The sequence below is a fragment of the Novosphingobium sp. LASN5T genome (assembly GCF_003856955.1).
Lineage (GTDB): Bacteria > Pseudomonadota > Alphaproteobacteria > Sphingomonadales > Sphingomonadaceae > Novosphingobium.
Map to the genome: position 1 here is coordinate 402,412 of NZ_RQSI01000001.1, position 16,200 is coordinate 418,611.

The 16,200-nt window shown below is 62.0% G+C and carries 19 protein-coding genes; 7 read left to right on the top strand and 12 right to left on the bottom strand.

What is annotated here, in order from left to right; all coding sequences use genetic code 11:
* Positions 1–208 precede the first annotated feature (208 nt).
* The 7 genes from EH199_RS01930 to EH199_RS01960 all read left to right on the top strand — a co-directional run bounded on the left by EH199_RS01930 (position 209) and on the right by EH199_RS01960 (position 6,949).
* Entirely contained in the window at positions 209–1,423 is a 1,215-nt protein-coding gene (locus EH199_RS01930) for a HEPN-associated N-terminal domain-containing protein (RefSeq protein WP_124807566.1), read from the top strand.
* A 94-nt stretch (positions 1,424–1,517) separates the two neighbouring features.
* Positions 1,518–1,850 carry a helix-turn-helix domain-containing protein gene (locus tag EH199_RS01935; RefSeq protein ID WP_124807567.1) on the top strand — a complete coding sequence of 111 codons (333 nt, stop codon included), beginning with the start codon at positions 1,518–1,520 and terminating at the stop codon, positions 1,848–1,850.
* A complete protein-coding gene (locus EH199_RS01940; RefSeq protein ID WP_124807568.1) occupies positions 1,847–3,142 on the top strand; it encodes a type II toxin-antitoxin system HipA family toxin in 1,296 nt (431 codons plus the stop codon). Before EH199_RS01935 ends, EH199_RS01940 begins: the two co-directional genes overlap by 4 nt.
* Before the next feature lie 69 nt (positions 3,143–3,211).
* Positions 3,212–3,949 (top strand): DUF5131 family protein, encoded by a 738-nt coding sequence (locus EH199_RS01945; protein ID WP_124807569.1) that lies wholly within the window; start codon positions 3,212–3,214, stop codon positions 3,947–3,949.
* A complete protein-coding gene (locus tag EH199_RS01950; RefSeq protein WP_223806417.1) occupies positions 3,949–4,863 on the top strand; it encodes a three-Cys-motif partner protein TcmP in 915 nt (304 codons plus the stop codon). Before EH199_RS01945 ends, EH199_RS01950 begins: the two co-directional genes overlap by 1 nt.
* Positions 4,860–6,122 carry a three-Cys-motif partner protein TcmP gene (locus EH199_RS01955; RefSeq protein ID WP_124807571.1) on the top strand — a complete coding sequence of 421 codons (1,263 nt, stop codon included), beginning with the start codon at positions 4,860–4,862 and terminating at the stop codon, positions 6,120–6,122. Before EH199_RS01950 ends, EH199_RS01955 begins: the two co-directional genes overlap by 4 nt.
* Entirely contained in the window at positions 6,119–6,949 is an 831-nt protein-coding gene (locus tag EH199_RS01960; RefSeq protein WP_223806418.1) for a hypothetical protein, read from the top strand. The genes EH199_RS01955 and EH199_RS01960 overlap by 4 nt, the downstream gene beginning before the upstream one ends.
* 41 nt (positions 6,950–6,990) lie before the next feature.
* Here EH199_RS01960 and EH199_RS01965 read toward each other — a convergent pair whose 3' ends face one another.
* From EH199_RS01965 to EH199_RS02020, 12 genes are all read right to left on the bottom strand, one after another.
* A complete protein-coding gene (locus tag EH199_RS01965; protein WP_124807572.1) occupies positions 6,991–7,431 on the bottom strand; it encodes a hypothetical protein in 441 nt (146 codons plus the stop codon).
* 158 nt (positions 7,432–7,589) lie between these two features.
* Complete coding sequence (locus EH199_RS01970; protein ID WP_124807573.1) at positions 7,590–7,796, bottom strand: hypothetical protein; 207 nt, start codon at positions 7,794–7,796, stop codon at positions 7,590–7,592.
* Between the two features lie 56 nt (positions 7,797–7,852).
* Complete coding sequence (locus EH199_RS01975) at positions 7,853–9,577, bottom strand: ATP-binding protein (RefSeq protein WP_124807574.1); 1,725 nt, start codon at positions 9,575–9,577, stop codon at positions 7,853–7,855.
* 65 nt (positions 9,578–9,642) lie between these two features.
* Positions 9,643–10,773 carry a phosphoadenosine phosphosulfate reductase family protein gene (locus EH199_RS01980; protein WP_124807575.1) on the bottom strand — a complete coding sequence of 377 codons (1,131 nt, stop codon included), beginning with the start codon at positions 10,771–10,773 and terminating at the stop codon, positions 9,643–9,645.
* Between the two features lie 33 nt (positions 10,774–10,806).
* A complete protein-coding gene (locus EH199_RS01985) occupies positions 10,807–11,379 on the bottom strand; it encodes a hypothetical protein (RefSeq protein ID WP_124807576.1) in 573 nt (190 codons plus the stop codon).
* Positions 11,376–12,299, bottom strand: a complete 924-nt coding sequence (locus EH199_RS01990; protein ID WP_124807577.1) for a hypothetical protein — start codon at positions 12,297–12,299, stop codon at positions 11,376–11,378. Before EH199_RS01990 ends, EH199_RS01985 begins: the two co-directional genes overlap by 4 nt.
* A gap of 6 nt (positions 12,300–12,305) precedes the next feature.
* On the bottom strand, positions 12,306–12,593 hold the full coding sequence (locus tag EH199_RS01995; RefSeq protein ID WP_124807578.1) for a hypothetical protein: 288 nt from the start codon (positions 12,591–12,593) through the stop codon (positions 12,306–12,308).
* A gap of 84 nt (positions 12,594–12,677) precedes the next feature.
* Entirely contained in the window at positions 12,678–13,886 is a 1,209-nt protein-coding gene (locus EH199_RS02000) for a DUF932 domain-containing protein (RefSeq protein WP_124807579.1), read from the bottom strand.
* Between the two features lie 146 nt (positions 13,887–14,032).
* Positions 14,033–14,734: a hypothetical protein gene (locus tag EH199_RS02005; protein WP_124807580.1), complete on the bottom strand. Its 702-nt coding sequence runs from the start codon at positions 14,732–14,734 to the stop codon at positions 14,033–14,035.
* A 48-nt stretch (positions 14,735–14,782) separates the two neighbouring features.
* The gene (locus tag EH199_RS02010; RefSeq protein WP_124807581.1) at positions 14,783–15,286 is read right to left on the bottom strand and encodes a hypothetical protein; all 504 of its coding nucleotides are present in this window, start codon (positions 15,284–15,286) and stop codon (positions 14,783–14,785) included.
* Complete coding sequence (locus EH199_RS02015) at positions 15,279–15,779, bottom strand: hypothetical protein (protein ID WP_124807582.1); 501 nt, start codon at positions 15,777–15,779, stop codon at positions 15,279–15,281. Before EH199_RS02015 ends, EH199_RS02010 begins: the two co-directional genes overlap by 8 nt.
* A gap of 50 nt (positions 15,780–15,829) precedes the next feature.
* Positions 15,830–16,156: a hypothetical protein gene (locus EH199_RS02020; RefSeq protein ID WP_223806419.1), complete on the bottom strand. Its 327-nt coding sequence runs from the start codon at positions 16,154–16,156 to the stop codon at positions 15,830–15,832.
* Positions 16,157–16,200: the final 44 nt, after the last annotated feature.

A 16,200-nucleotide genomic window follows, 5' to 3' on the forward strand; every position in this document is an offset into this window, starting at 1 on the left:
GCCGCCCCACCCTGCATCGATCCCGCGACACTACACCCACATCATTTGCCACAAAGGGATGGCCATTCCCGCGCAACCCGAACTTCCTGCCGGGTGCTCACAACAAATCTTGAAGTCCGATGGGCCAATCCTTGGTACTGCCATAGAACAATACGCTTGATTTGATCCAGCGTGGCGATCGCGTGGTGGAGTTTGGTCGAGGAAGTCTATGGGGCGTGCGAAGGAATGGATGCTCGAGCAATATGAGCGCGGCTACAGCGAAGCCGATGGCGACATTTGCGCCGATTGCGTCAATGATTCCGCCCTGGCCGAATGGATCGGAAACAATCTGAGCGCGACGCGATGCCGGTTCTGCGGCGAGGAATCCGACGAACCCATTGCGGCGAGTTTTGATGATTTTGTCGGGGTTGTTCTTGGCGGTATCTCGTTCGACTGGAACCACCCAGATACCGAAGGCATCATGTATATCTCCGCCGAAGGCGGTTATCAGGCGCCGATTTCGGACAGTTGGGAAGTCTTCGAGAACTACGACATCAGCGATGACGACGCCGTGATCGAGGCGCTGATCGATTCGATCGATACCGATGGTTGGGTCGAGCGCGAATTCTACCGCGGTGACGACAGCCAGCGGTTGGTCTGGGGGTGGGACTGGTTCAAGCATGTCACCAAGCACCTGACGCGCTATCTGTTTCTGAAGCCGAACGGCGATGATCGGGACGATCTACCGCCCTCCGAGATGCTCGACGTCATCGGTTCGGTCATTGCGAAGGAGCTTCGCGAAACGGGGCTCGTCAAGGCAATTGATCTGGACGTTGCCCTGGTCCGAATCCGGATCGGCGTGGAGCCCTATGGCGATGCTGGGGCGTTAGGAGCGCCGCCGGAGCGGTTTGCGACACAGTCCAACCGGATGAGTCCTGCCGGTATTCCGATGTTCTACGGCGCGTTCGATGTTGCAACGGCAATGGCGGAGACGTTTGACCCTGCTGTCCATACAGGCCAGCTGATGTCGATCGGTACGTTCCGCGCGATAAGGGAATTGAAAGTCCTGGACCTCGCTGATCTCCCCGATATTCCCAGCGTGTTCGACGCGAAGGCACGTAAATTGATACACCCGCTACGCTTCCTCCACGCCTTTGCGCGCGACTTGGTCCAACAGATCGCGCGCGATGGGCGCGAGCACATCGAATATGTTCCCACCCAGATCGTGACCGAATATTTTCGCCGGGTGTTCCGCAATTCGAATGGGGAGCCGGTCGACGGATTGATCTACCGGAGTTCGCGCAACGCGGACGGCCATGCTTTCGTGCTGTTTTGCGAGAACGATCAGTGCATCGACGTAGGCCATGCCGGGCCGGCTCACGACAAGCTGCTGCAACTCCACAGCGTCGTTCATCAGCCCTGCCCCGAGCCGCCAGGCACGTGATGGCGGCGCCACCGGCCACCCCTCGACATTCTCACGTTTAGAACTTATATACGCGACCAAATTATGATTACGGTCGCATATATGAGGCCTTGAAGTGAAATCAACTGTCGCTGAAACCTTGCCCGTGCGTGTCCGGCGCTCCCTTGCCAAGCTGGGGGCGGACATTGCGCTTGCCCGGCGCAAGCGCAGCCTCACGGTCCAGATGATGGCGGAACGCCTGGGTGTTGCCAAGAGCACCTACCTCAAGATTGAAAAGGGCGATCCTTCGGTTGCGCTCGGTACTTATGCCATGGCCTTTTTCGTGCTCGGCTTCGACCAAGTGCTCGGCGACATTCTCGATGCCCGCCATGACGAACAGGGACTGCTGCTCGACCAGCAGCGCATCCCGAAGCGCGTGCGTCCTCCCAAGGCGGCGCGCGCATTGTGAACCGGACCATCCGCATATCCTTGGGCGACGAGGCCCGTCCCGTCGGCGTCCTGCGTTATGACCAGCAGGGTGCCCGCGAAAGCGCCTCATTCGAATATGACGAGGCCTGGCTTGCCAGCCCGGACAGGTTCGCGGTCGAGCCGGGAATTCGCCTCGTCACGGGTCCGCAGTTTCATCGCAAGCAGGGCAACGGTTCGGTCTTCCATCCGGCGATAGCGGACACCGAGCCGGATGGATGGGGGCGGCGCGTCATCCAGCGCGATCATGCCAAGCGCCGTCAGGAAGCCAGACGACGCGGCGAGCCTGTCGCCGGACAGGCGCTCAATTCGCTCGACTATCTACTCGCGGTCGACGACGTCAGTCGTGTGGGAGCGTTACGGCTCCAGGATGAAGACGGGGTCTTTCAGCGAGCGCAGGAGGACGGACGGCGCACGACCCCGCCTCTCATCGAAATCGGACAGTTGCTGGCCGCGAGTCATGCGGTCGAGCGCGGCACAGAGACCGAGGTCGACCTCGCTTATCTGCGCGGGCGCGGAACTTCGCTCGGGGGTCTGCGCCCCAAATGCACGGTCCTCGACGAGGACGGCCGGTTGGCTATCGGCAAGTTTCCCAGCATCAGCGACGAACGTGCGGTGACCAAGGGTGAGATACTGGCCATGCGTCTGGCACGGCGCGCCGGGATCGATGCGGCGGGCGCTCGCCTCATCGACAGTGACGGAACACCCGTTGCGCTGATCCGGCGGTTCGATCGTCCAGCGGGTGGCGGCCGGCTCATGTATATATCAGCGGCGACAATGTTGGGAGCGGAGCCTGGCGATCATGGCGAACATGCCTATACCGAGATCGTCGATGCCCTGCGCCAGAACGGTGCAACGCCGCAGGCTGACATCGAGGAACTGTGGCGCCGGATCGCGTTCTCGATCCTCATCACCAATGTTGACGACCACCTCCTCAACCATGGCTTCCTGCATGTCGAGCGCGGACTGTGGCGGCTGGCACCGGCATTCGACATCAATCCATTCCCGGAGCGCGTACGCGAACTGAAGACCTGGATATCCGAAGATACCGGCCCGGAAGCCACGATCGAAGCCTTGCTCTCGGTGGCGCCCTATTTCCGGATATCGCCGGAAAAGGCCCGGGCCATTCTCGCCGAAGTCGAGGCTGCGGTTGCGGCCTGGCGCGAGGAAGGTCGGCGCATCGGGATGAGCGCGGCCGAACTGGATGATTTTGCCGACGCGTTCGAACACGGGGAGCGCGAAGCGGCGCAAAAAGCCATCGGAAGAGGAAATTGAAATTGATGACCGAGGGTTGTTCTTATTTCGTTCCATTGCTAAGGTGGAGCCCTCATATTGGACTGTTCAATGTCTGACGGAACGGCAATCGAATGGACTGATGCAACGTGGAATCCGGTCACGGGCTGCACGAAGATCACGCGCGGCTGCGACAATTGCTATGCCGCGCGTTTCGCGGAGCGTTGGCGGGGAATAGCCGGGCATCCGTTCGAGAATGGCTTCGACCTGACATTGCGGCCCGAGCGCATTGGGCAGCCTCTGCGCTGGAAGCGGCCGCGCATGATATTCGTGAATTCGATGAGCGACCTCTTTCACAAGAAGGTACCGCGCAGGTTCATCGACAGCGTTTTCGACACCATGGAAGCCGCACACTGGCACACGTTCCAGGTTCTGACCAAGCGCAGCTCGCCGATGCGCAATTACCTGCGCGCGCGGTATGGCGAAGCGCGCGGTCCGGGTCATATCTGGTGCGGCGTGTCGGTCGAGGATGCCAGCGGCGTCCCTCGGATAACCCATCTGCGCGATAGTCCCGCTGGAGTTCGCTTTCTCTCGGTCGAACCGCTGATCGGAGCGGTCGGTGAGATGGATCTGGCCGGCATCGACTGGGTCATCGCCGGCGGCGAATCCGGCCCCGGCGCAAGGCCGATTCATCTCGAATGGGTGCGCGAAGTGCGCGATCAGTGCCTTGCGCAGAATGTCGCCTTCTTCTTCAAGCAATGGGGCGGACTTCGCCCCAAGTCCGGCGGCCGGGAGCTTGACGGTCAGGAATGGAGCCAATTCCCCGAAACGCGGCTGGAAGCCCTGTAATGCCAGACATCGCGGTTGTGGGCCCCTGGGCCCGGGAGAAGCTGGATGCCCTCGCCCGCTATCTCGATTTCTACACGAAGGTCCTCAAGAACCAGCCCTGGCGCACGATCTATGTCGATGCATTCGCGGGCGGCGGTCAGGCACAGGTTCGCAAGGGTGCCGCGCCGGCCAGCGAGGCAATCCCGCTTTTCGAGGTGGAAACCGAGGCTGATGCTGACCAGACCGAGTTGATCGACGGCTCGCCCCGGATCGCAATCAATGTCGCCAATCCTTTTGCGCGCTACGTCTTCATCGAAAACGATCCGAGAAGGTGCGCGGAACTGGAAGAGGTAAAACGGGCGTTCGAAAGCTCCCGTGAAATCGACATTCTTCCGGTAGGGGCAGCCGAAGGCATTGCGTGGGTGGCAGCCAGACCGATCTCAAGATCGACCCACCGCGGCGTCGCCTTTCTCGATCCTTTCGGCGCGCATCTGGAATGGGCCAGCGTCCAGCAACTCGCTGACACCGGCATTTTCGAGGTGGTGGTTAATTTTGCCCTGAGCATGGCGATCCAGCGGATGCTGCCCAATTCGGGCGAAATCCCCGACGCCTGGGCGAAAACGCTGGATGCCTATTTCGGATCGCGCGCGTGGTTTGACGAGGTGTACCGCGAGCGCAGTCGCGGTCTCTTCAACAGCGGGGGCTACGAGAAGCGTGAGGATTATGCCGAGCGCCTGCTGCAACTCTACCGGGCCCGGCTCAAGGCCGCGTTCGGTCACGTTTCCACCCCGCGCCTAATCCGTAATTCAAAGGGGGCGCCGCTCTATTATCTGCTCTGGGCTGGGCCGCATTCGAAGGGGCTCCAGGGCGCTGACTATATCCTGAGCATGGGCGAGAATCTCGGCCCTAAGCGGCGAAAGGCCGCCGCTTCGTGACGAGGAAGCACTATGACTGGCGGGTCGGCGAGCCGCTGCCGGTCCTCGGCGATCACAGTGTCGCAAAGCACGAGATTTTCGAGCAGTATCTTGGCATCTACGTCGAACGTCTGACCCGCACATTCAGCCAGACCATGCTGAACCTGACGATCGTCGACGGGTTTTGCGGCGGCGGCCTTTATCGGCATCGCGGCGGGGAAGCCGAAGGCTCCCCCTTGCGTCTGCTCCGCGCGGTCGAGGAGGCGGACAAGGCCCTCAATGCCGCGCGGATCAAGGGATTTGAGGTCCGCGCCGATTTCTTTTTCGTCGACGAGAACGCCGATCATATTGCTTTCCTGCGCGATCTTTTGATCAAGCGTGGCTATGGCGCTCGCCTCGGCACCGACATCTTCCTGCACTGTTCGACCTTCGAGGATGCCTGCCCGGACATCATCGCCCGAATACGGGCCAAGGGAACCGCGCAGCGCTCGCTGTTCTTCCTCGATCAATATGGCTGGAGCGACGTCCGTTTCGCGACGATCCGATCGATCCTGAGCGAGGTCAAGAACCCGGAAATCCTGCTGACGTTTGCCGTAGACGCCCTGATCGACTTCCTGACCGAAAAGCGCGCGGAATCGGGAGCCCTGCTCGGTCTCGACCTCCAGAGGGAAGATGTCCGTGGCCTCATCGAGCTCAAGAATGGAGATGGCTGGCGATACCTGATCCAGAACGGGCTGTACCGCCATGTCCAGTCCCGCACCGGTGCTCCGTTCTATACGCCCTTCTTCATCCACTCGGTGGAGAGCCATAGGTCGTATTGGTTGCTGCACCTTTCGGGCCACCGCCAGGCCCGGGACGAGATGGGCAAGCTCCATTGGCGGATCAACAACCACTTCCAACATCATGGTGGCGCCGGTTTCCATGCACTCGGCTTCAACCCGGCGAAGGATGTGCGCCAGGATCTGATGCAATTCATGTTCGACGACGATGCGCTCGCGCGATCCGAATCGGCCGTGATCGATCAACTGCCTCGCATGATCCATGCGGCCAACCGGGGCGATCTTGGCGGGCTCGTGGTCGAGCAGCTCTTCGCCGGCAACTGCAACGATACGCCCGTGACCTCCGATATCCTGTCCAGCCAGTTGCGGCTGCTGCGCGACGAGGGCGAGCTCATGATCGTCTCCGATGAAGGCAAGGAAAAGCCGCGCGCAAAAACGATCGCGTGGACGGATCGTCTCATCCTGCCTCGTCAGCGCAGCATGTTTAGCCGGCTGGGATGATGATGTCCGACACTTCTGCGATCGCTGGCAACGGCGTTGAGGAGGACGTCCGGCTGTACCGCGCCTATCGCGAGGCCCGTGCCGCGCTGCCTTTTTCCGGCCGCTACACGCCTTACCGTTGGTATACGCTGCCAGACAAATTGAGCATGGTCTGGATGGCCTACGCGCAGATGCTTGGGGAATTCTCGACAGAGTTGGCAAACACGCTGAACGATCTCACCAATCATGTGCAACGACTGCAGGCTTGGGCTATCGTCATTGAGGGAATGGACGACGACGCAAAGATGGCGGCCACGCATGAATTCATAGACGTTTTGGCGACCAATGCGGTCAACCTGCCCTATGCGATCAAGTCGCGCTTCACCTTTGCTGCAGCCCATCTGTGCCACCAGGCCAATATGACCCGCGATTTTGTGTCATGGCAGGATGACCTACCGCTCGACATCGAGATCGATCTGAACACGAGCGGCATTTATGGCCGGGGCTGGGGCAAGACATACATTCGCTTCAAGCGGACGGTCGAAGCGATCGGAGCCAAAGCGTTTCGGGATGCGACCGGGGATTTTCGCAACGCCTATAATCATCGGTTTTCGCCCCGCTTTGTCATCGGCATGACCGGCATGGTCACGCGGATGCGGAATGAAGAGACCGGCAGGTTCTATTATGGTTTCGGTGGCCGGGAACCACTGGCTCTGCCAGATGTTATCGGCCTGCTCACCGCCGAATGCCAGCTTTGCTACATGGCCTTCGAGGCGCTGCAAGCTCTGGTCGAGGAGCAAATCGGCGCGATCACGGCATTCGATGCGGCAGCAAATTCATCCAGTTAGGCGAACCTTCGAGTCGATGATCGTCGTCGTCGAGTACCGGATCATGCACGTCCCATAATTTCCGGCAGGGCGCCCAACCGCACCGGACGATGCGATCCAAGAACCTCGATCAGGCGATCTTCCGCATTTGCCAAATCATCGACTGTCTCGAAGACTTCCGTGGTATAGGCGCCGCGGGCAAAGTGATCGTCACCGGGCGGCACCATGGCGACATAATTTTGAGGCCAGCGGCACAGCATAATCCAGGGCCAGTCAGGATCGGACGGCCGGTAGCGCGCGAATACGATGTCGCCACCGCGCAAGGCCGATGGCCGCAGGTCGAAGATGTCAGGAGCAATAGGCCGGGGACGTTCCTGAACAAGAAAGGCGTCCATTTCCGCGCATTCGGCCTCGGTCTCGATGATGACCGGGTAATAACGGCCGAGCGGAAGGCTCGGCGACGCATAGGCTGGCGGAACGTCGATCAGGAGGACGTCAGGCATAGTCGGAAGCGGGCGGAAGTACATATTCCGCCGGGCAGCGAGATCATCGGCAAGGCGCATAGGAACATAATGTCGAGGCCCGAACCCTGGCCTGTCAAGCCGAATTGAGGCCAAAGTTGCCCGACCTTGCCGAAGTTGGAATTCCCGGCACCGACTACTCATGCCACGAGCGCAAGAACTGCCTCATCATTGGCGGAAAGCTGTGCGGTGACCCGAAACGGCTGGAGCGGGTTGCTAGTGCTCACGATAAATTGAGGCAAACCGCTCTCTCCCCGCAGACGTAGCGCGATAGCATAGCCATGCTCGAAACTCGCCAACTGTCGGCGGCGCGGAGATAACAGCGATACGCAATCGACATCAAACATGAGGCTTCTCCCGACGGGAAATTCGCGAACGCAGCTGGATCGTCAGACCGGTGCGTTCAGACTGGCCCCGACGATTGGTATTCCGGCAATGGGACGCCGGGATCGTGGGCTATCGCATTAGCGACAAATGTCAGCTCCACCCCATTGCCGCCAGCCAGCATCGAGACCTGCCGACCGAGAGGAATGAGCCAGCGGATCTCCTCCTGGATCACATCGCGGATGCGCGCGAGGATGGCGGCATCCTCGCCCAGCAGCAGCGCATTGGCGATTTGACCTGCCCGCATCTGAAAATTGCGCTGCTGGGTCTCCCAGCTGTCAGCATCGACGTCGTCGCAGGCACAAAAACAGATGTCGATCAGCAGGTCGGCGAGATCGCAGGGATCGATGGCGCATTTCGGCGAGAGCAGGATCACCGTCTCGTCGAGATCGGTCGACCAACCATCCTCGGGGAGGATCAATACGTCGACCGGCAGCGAGTATGTGACTGACTTCGCTGTGCCGTCCTGGGATGAGCTCACCGCGACATCGAGCATGATCGACGCGACCTGCCCCGACACCAGATCGGGTGGCGTAGCTTCAGATTCCTCGTAGCGAACCTCACTGTCTCCGGCGCCGATCACGAAGGACAGTGAGCAAATCCGCGGTAAACTGTCGTACCAACGGTAGCCCGCGAATGCAGATTGCTCGCGGACCAGCGTTCCACCCAGAACCTCACCGCGCAGAGCGCGTCCAGCGCATTGCTCGAAGGCCGGCTCGCTATCGGGGAACAGGATCATCGGTCGGTCAACGACACGCTCGCCGTGATGAATGCCATTATCGTCGGCGGTGCGGGAAAACCAGCCATGTAACCAGGCCTCGGCTTCGGGGAGCTCGATGCCCAATTTTTGGGCACGCAGCCATTGCGCATGCGCCAGGCGATGACCCGGTGCCCTTGCCAGGGCGCGGTAGATGGCCGCCTCGGCCGCTTCGCGCAGGGCTTCGAGCGCTGAATTCTGGACCATCTCCTTGCGCGCGGGCAGGACCAGTTGGAGCGCCGGCGCGTCGCGAATATCGACCCTCACATGCCAGCATTCGCCGCCATCGACCTCAGTCACACTTGGCAGTGGGCAGAGAACGGTCAGTCCGTGGAAATTGATTCGGGGATAGCTTGCCGGGAGATGATTGCGGTCGTGAAACACGCCGATACGGCAACCTTGCCAGTTCTCGATCCGGCAGGCTCCGGCGAGAAAGTCGACCTGCTTGAGCGCCTCCCCACGAAACCGCACCGGCAGGGGATAATGCCGTGCGGCATTGGCGGCGGCAGCGGCAAGATCGCGGCTCCAGGCATCGGGCATGTCGATACGGATTTCGGTGCCAGGCTCGACGTCGCAGGTCTCGATCGCCAGCGGAACCCCGCTTTCCCAAGCATCGGCGGGAATTTCGACGCGCCAGCCCATCTCGGCAAGGGCAGTCCTTGAACGAATTTCGACGTGGCGGCCGGCGAGGCTGAACACGCCCATGCCGGCTGGATCCTCTCGGCGCGCGGTATCGGCGTCCCATCCGGAATCGCCGAGCGTCAGCACTTTGGCAGGATCGGCGATGCCAGTGCCATCGTCGCGGATGACGAGCAGCGAGCGGCCACCTTCTTCGAGCACATCGATATCGACCCGGTTGGCGCCGGCCCGGCGAGCGTTCTGCAGGGTTTCGACGAGAACATCGCCCACGCTGTTGTTGAAGATACGCGTGACGCGCCCGAGCAACGCCGAACTGACGGATGCGTGGATGCTGGCAGGCAAGGACATGGGCTGACTCCGCAATGACGATGCGATCCATTTCGCACCGCCCCGCCCTGCCCCCTTCCGCTCATCTATTCGGACGACCGCGCCCGGGCTGACTTCTGGTCGAGCAATTCGGAGAACCGGCTGCGAACAGCGGCGGCATCAGGGAAATGATTGTCGAGACCGTGGCGGAGCAAGATGACCTCGCGCGCGCTGGCGATGAGCTGGGCCTCATCGAGTGTCGGCAGGCGCGGCGGCCAGCCTTTCACGAAGCGCAGGTCTGCAGGCATCGCCTTTTCGATCGCATGGCGCGCTGCCGCATCGCGTTTCGCCTGGGCAATGTCCCGGGCGAGCGGCGGCGACAATGCGTGCGGAGCAACATCTGCGAGCCAGCGCCCCGGTTGGAACGAGAATGTCGATGCCGCCTCCATGCTGACCAGATGCCGATAGAGGTCGAGATTGCTGGGTTCCCGGGTCGCGGCAGCGAGGTCTGCGCCTGAGGCGAGGACGCAGAAAGCACAGGAAAGGCGCGAGGAGCCGTGGCAGCGATAGGCTTCGTGCAAGGGAAGGTCATGGCGGTCGTGACAGGCGAACACCTCCTCGGCGGACCAGTCGACCAGCGGATGCCAGGTCGACATGCGCGTGCCGGACGGATTGCCGGACCTCGCAAAGCGGGTGTCGAACCGGGCAATTTCAGTATTCCGCCTAGATACGCTTTCGGCCCGGCGCAGGCCGATGACCGAGACCACATTTTCACCGCGAAAATGCCGGGCGAGATAGGGACCGATGACCTGCACCTTCAGTTCCGAAGTGCAGAAACGCAGCGATGCCGAGGACCAGGGACCGATCAGATGATACGTCGACAGCGCCGCATAGCGCGCCTTGCCAGCTTCGAAGCACTGTTCCCAGCGATCGACCATGTCGCCGGCACCCCGGCGGACAACGGTTAGGGGGAGCCCCAGACGCTGCGCGATCGCGGCAACGGTCACAGGCGTTGCCCGCCATTCGGCGCGGCCGAGATCGGCGTGGATGGCGATGCGCCGCTGGCGGTCATGACCGAGGGTATCAAGCAGTTCACTGGCCGCGAACGCCGCAGCGGAGGAATCCTTCCCCCCTGACAGGTTGAACGCGAACCAGGCGTTTCGCGCGACCGCATCGACGATGATGGGATCGAGCGCGACGGCAGGCCCAACGCCCGCGATTGGCGCGACGAATGTCATACAATGGCTCCCATTGCTGAGGGTTTGCCCCCGTCAATCGGTAAGGTTGGTGAGCCGAACCATCACGTGGGGCTCGCCGGCACGGCCGGCCACGAGATGCTCGCGGCACAGCGCGACAATGGTTTCCCAGCATTCCGCCGGCATGTCGGAGTCGCTGCCTTCGCCATTCAGGCCCGGATCGACCAGGACGACGACGTCCGACCATTCGTCGATATGGCCGCCACGGTGCCAGGTGAATTTGGGGCGATCCGCTTCAAGCCAAGTCCGAAACTCGGGGTTCGCGAAGAAATGCGGGACATTGAGGATGAGGCCCCGGCTCAATTGCGCGTCCATATGTGCGGTTCCTTCAAAGTGGGGAAATCGGCAGCTGAAGCGGCGCCCAGCTTCGACGAAGAGGTCCTCAGGCCGGACCGGCACCGGCGCTGTGTTCAGGCCTGGATGCAGTTTCCCCGCAGCGGTGACGATCCAGGCATCATGCACCCAGCAGTCCGCCGGAACGGGTCCGCGATCGGCAAGCAGCGCATGATCATAACCCCGGCCGAACTCGTCATCGAAACGACGCGCGTCCTTGAGCGGGCAAATGTGATTTTGCTGCAACGACATCATGCCGCGAGCCTCGATACACCTGCATTGAACAGTTCGATCCACTCGCGCATGGCGGGGCGCGCATCGACTGGAATGGCGGCTGCCGCCTGTTGGAAATCGACCAGGTCGATGGGCGCCCCGCCGATGATCACCTCGACCTCGCGGCGGTCGAGCAGTCCTTGATCGCGAATATCGGCGGTCATTGAACCCGGGCGGGTAGAAGTCGAACTGCGCCACAGGCCCTCGATGCTGTGAAGGCGCGGAGCGGCGCGCGCCTCGACGAGGACAATCAGACGCAGGCACCAGCGCGGCAGCGAGCTAAGTTCCTCAACCTTTTGCGCCGCGCAGAGCCAGCAGGCTGACTTTATCGGAACTGGCAAACCCGCTGCGCGGATACGTTTCGCGCAGCGGGCACGATCCCAGCCCCATTCGCGCAACGGGTAGCGGTAGTCGAAACGGTCGCAGACGTGTCCCTCGCGATGCGCATAGCGGCGGCTATCGGCAGGCGAAGCATCATAGCCGATGAGCTTCACGACCTTGCCGCCCCGTTTCCAACATGTCTGCGCGGGTTCCCAGTCCGCGACCCAGCGATCCTGCGGCTGGATCTTCCACTTCTGCGAACAGCTATGCCGCCCGAAGCTGATCGAGGGCAGCGTCGCGTTGGTGAGGCAGTTTTCGAGCAGGGTGAAGTAGGGCGGCCAGTGCTTGAAGCGCCGGGGCGTGTAGCGGACCACGTGATGCTCGATGCCGTGAGCATCCATCCATTGCTGGAAGATCGGCAGGAATGCGTAGGTTTCCTCGCGCTCGGTGCCGGTATCGGCGGTGAGGACTATCGAAAGCGGCCGCCCGCGCGCCACCCATTCGATAATCATCGCGGTGCTGTCGATGCCCATGCCCCAGGCAGCAACGACCGGGGCCGATGGTGCTACGTTGCGTTCCATGGCTGGCTACCAGGGGAACAGCGGCAGGCCGGGGATCGTGCCGGCGTCGCAATCAAACAGCAGGTAGTCGCAGCCCTGCTCGCGTCCTAACCGCATGGCGCCAAGCACATCAGCGGGTATCTGCCGGCGATCGGGTTCCTCGACCTCGCGCGTCGAGATGAACCAGCCATAGCGCGTCGAGGCCACGGCAACCGGCGGGTCAGACGGTTCGAGAAGCGCCCACCCTCCGAGCAGATCGGCGGTCTTCACGCAGACATGCGCGGTGCTGAGCACGAGGTAGCGCCCGATTTCCATCAATATCCCCTTCAAGTGGAACGCGCCGCGCTGCCTGCCACCATCGGCGATGCCGGGCGGCAAGCAGCGCGGTTTCGCCCGCGCTCAGTTGACCTTTTCGAGCAGCTTGCGAGCCTTGCCCTCGATCTCGAGGCGAGTGTCCTGGTTGGCCTTGCTGCGGGCGTGCGCAGTAATGCCCTGCACGAAATCGTAGAGGCTCGCGGGCGGGTGGCCCTCCTCGGCGAGCACGGTCGCGATGATCTTGCCGGTCTCGGGCTTGGAGAAGCCGCGCTTGCGCAGGAAATCCTCGCGGTCTTCGTCCTTGCGGGCGACGATGCGTTCGCGCGCCTGCCGGATGCCGTCTACGAAACTGCGCGGTGAGGAATCCGCGAAGTGTTCGAGCGCCGGCGCCGCCTCGTGGGCGAAGCGGTTGGCGGCGAATTTCGAATGGCGGATGTTGATCTCCTCGAAATTTTCGACGCCCCACAGGTTGCGGTTCATGCACACCGCGCGGAGGTAGAACGTCGCGATTCCTAGCGTCTTGGAACCGACCTCGGAGTTCCAGCAGTAGAAGCCGCGAAAGTAGAGATCGGGTTCGCCGTTGGGGAGCTTGCCGGCCTCGATCGGATGCGTGTCATCGACAAGGAACAGGAACACGTCGCGATCGGACGCGTAAAGCGTGGTCGTCTCGGTCGAGACATCGACATAGGGGTTGTATACCATGCTGCCCCAGTCGAGCACGCCAGGGACTTTCCATCGCGTATCGCCGACCCCGTTCCCGGCGATCCGCATGACCGCCGCGACAAGTTCGTGGTCCCAGATGCGCCCATATTCAGGGCCCGTGACCGCGCGCAGTTCGGTACGGCCGTCATCGGTCTGGAGGAGTTTGACCTGCTCGCCGCGGTGGGAAAGCAGGCCGTGCTGCATGTTGATGCCGGCGAGCGCGGCCGGAAGCGTGCGCAAGTAAGAAGCGGGCGCACCCACCAGGCTCGCGAGCTGGCCGAACGACCAGTTCGTCGGTGCGATCGGACGATCTTCGCCGGGAACCAGCAAGGACAATCGCTCCGGGTTTTCGCTACGTGCCTCGACGCGGACCGCGCGGCTTTCGACGACACGTGTCGTTGCCCGCTCGGCGCGGCGGCGGACGCTGTCATGCAGGTCGGTCAGCGACAGGTAGCGCTCGTCGTCGGGACGAGAGAACCATTCGGACGAAACCCGGCTGACATTGTGACCACGCGAGATGTCGACCTTGTAGCCGCCGGAGACAGGCCGATCGGCGGCAGGACGATCGAGTACGGGGGCGAGACTGGCCATGAAACTGCTCCTTGAAGATGGGATGAAGGCGAGCCGGCGCGTCACCGCGTCCCGTGCTCACCCTCGCCCACCCCCTTCCTTTCGCCATTTGGACCGTGACCGCGAGAAACTTGGACCGATCTGGGAACGACTATTCACGCCTGAGTTCAAGGTGTTGCCGGGCTCCACTCATAGAGCAGGTGAGCATCGGGATCGTCCTCACGGCCCATCGCGATCCGCACATGTTTTCCATCACAAGCGAAGCTGGTGGCATTGGGAAAATCACAGAAGCTGCGTCCTTCGAACACGAAGTCCTTCGAACGCACCTCGACAACCTTGCGTGAGATACCGAGCGCCCGGTGGTTGAACGGAGCATGCAGCAAGGTCAGGGCATCGCCGGGCTTCAGGCGGCGTTTGAAGCTCGCCAGCGTGACCAGGCTGTCGACCTTATTGGCACTGCCGCGCCGGCGAGCGAGCGCCGACCAATAAGCCCGTCCGATCATGATTTCGGAATAGAACGAGCAGCTCCAGTAGTCCTGCAACGGATTGGTCCGGCAAAAGCCGAAGCGCTCGACCTGATCGCGCAACCTCATGATCAGGGCTTCCTGCGCCTCCCGGGGCGACAGGTCTTCAGGCGCATCAAGCACCTCTGCCGTGATCTTGCGGCCACCGGCGAAGCGCTGACTGCGGATCGCCAGGCGAATGTTCGGAAACTGGCTGGCGAGATGTTGCCCGATCCGCTGACACAGTATCGGGAGATCATCCGAGGGACGATAAAGGTCGCCCTGGTAGTGAAAATTGCCGCGCTCATCGTGCTGGGTTTCGCTGTAAAGGCGCGAGGGCGCCTCCACCGTCGTGGAAGAAATCATGGATCTGGTCCTTTGATTGCAGTGAGGGTCAGCCGCACGCGGCGGCGGTCAGAGGATTCCACCATCAAGTGCTTGGGAGAGCGCCTCGCGGGTAGACTCGATTTCGATGCGGTCGGCGAAGACCGCGCACCATCCACCGCCGAACTCGCCGATCCGGGGTTTCGAACATGAACAGGCCCATTCAAATCCGATTGGAGCCTTTGTCAGTGTGTCCTGACAGCAATGCTGGATCAGGTGAGCGAGAGCGTCGGGCTGGAAATCAGTCGTGCTGTAGAAGCATATTGTCGAGATATCGGGGTGTTCCAGCGAGTTGCCGCCCTCGAACTCCACCCCGAATTCGGGAAAGTCGGGATCGGAGAAGATCGTGAGGAAACCGCTCCACGGATCCGCGGGATCGCCCGGCGGAAAGGCAACCAGGAACTCCGGCGTCGGATCTGCCGGGGTCCCACCTGCTTCGAGGTCGCAGCTCGCCTGAAACGCCTCCTCGATCAGCGCCATTTCGGCGTTGGTACAGGTGAAGGCGAAACTGCCCTGGACATAGCTGTCAGCCATCTGCCGTCTCGTCGACAGGAGCGACGTTGATTTCGCCACCGGCAGGCTCGTCCTCGATGATCGTGAACGGTGGCGGCGTGAACTCGGCCTGCGTGAACCAGGCCTCGACCATCTCCATGCTGCCGAGTTCGCGGATCATTGTGCGGGCGAGAACGATCTCGTCGCTCTCGGTCATGTCGAATTGCATGGCGGCACCGATGCCGGTGAAGACCACGCGCTCGGGTCCAAATGCCCCGCCGCAACTCCCGGAATCGCGGGCATAAGCGAGACCGTGATCCTCGCAGAACTGCTCGGTCCAGTCGAACGTGCCGCCGGCCAGTTCATGGGCGCAAGCCTTGAGCGCCTCGCCGTCACGAACTGACGCGACGTCGAGCAGCTCGCCTTCCCAGTCGGCGCGGCCGCCGTCGCTGGCGATGGCTTCGACAAGGTCTGAGATTTCGGAGCGGCGAAGGGTGCCGCCGATCACGATCGATGCACTGGCTCGGTCAGCCATAATGGTTCTCCTCGTGGGAATGGTGGTTGGTTGAGGGCCTTGGGGCGGGCTCAACGCTCGGTCGGAGCGACGCCGATCAGGTGGCGAAGCTTGGACCAGGCGAGTTCCTCGCCCGCGCGCAGGCCATGATGGAGACCCTGCGCGTAAAGGCGGTAGGCCGCCGCAGTGATTTCGGGCGTGGCCTCGGCCGGAAACAGCGTGACGAACTGACCTTCGTCATCGAGCAACTCGAACATGTCGGCTGACGACGACAGGTCGGTTTTGGCAATACGGGCCGGACTGCCGAGCGCTTCGAGATCGGCGTTGAAACTCTCGACGAACAGCGGATCGAGGATGGGGTCGTGAGCCATGACGGGGACTTTCGCGTGGATGATCACCGGACCATCCGGCGACACCCTCCGGCACCCCACCCTCCCTCCTT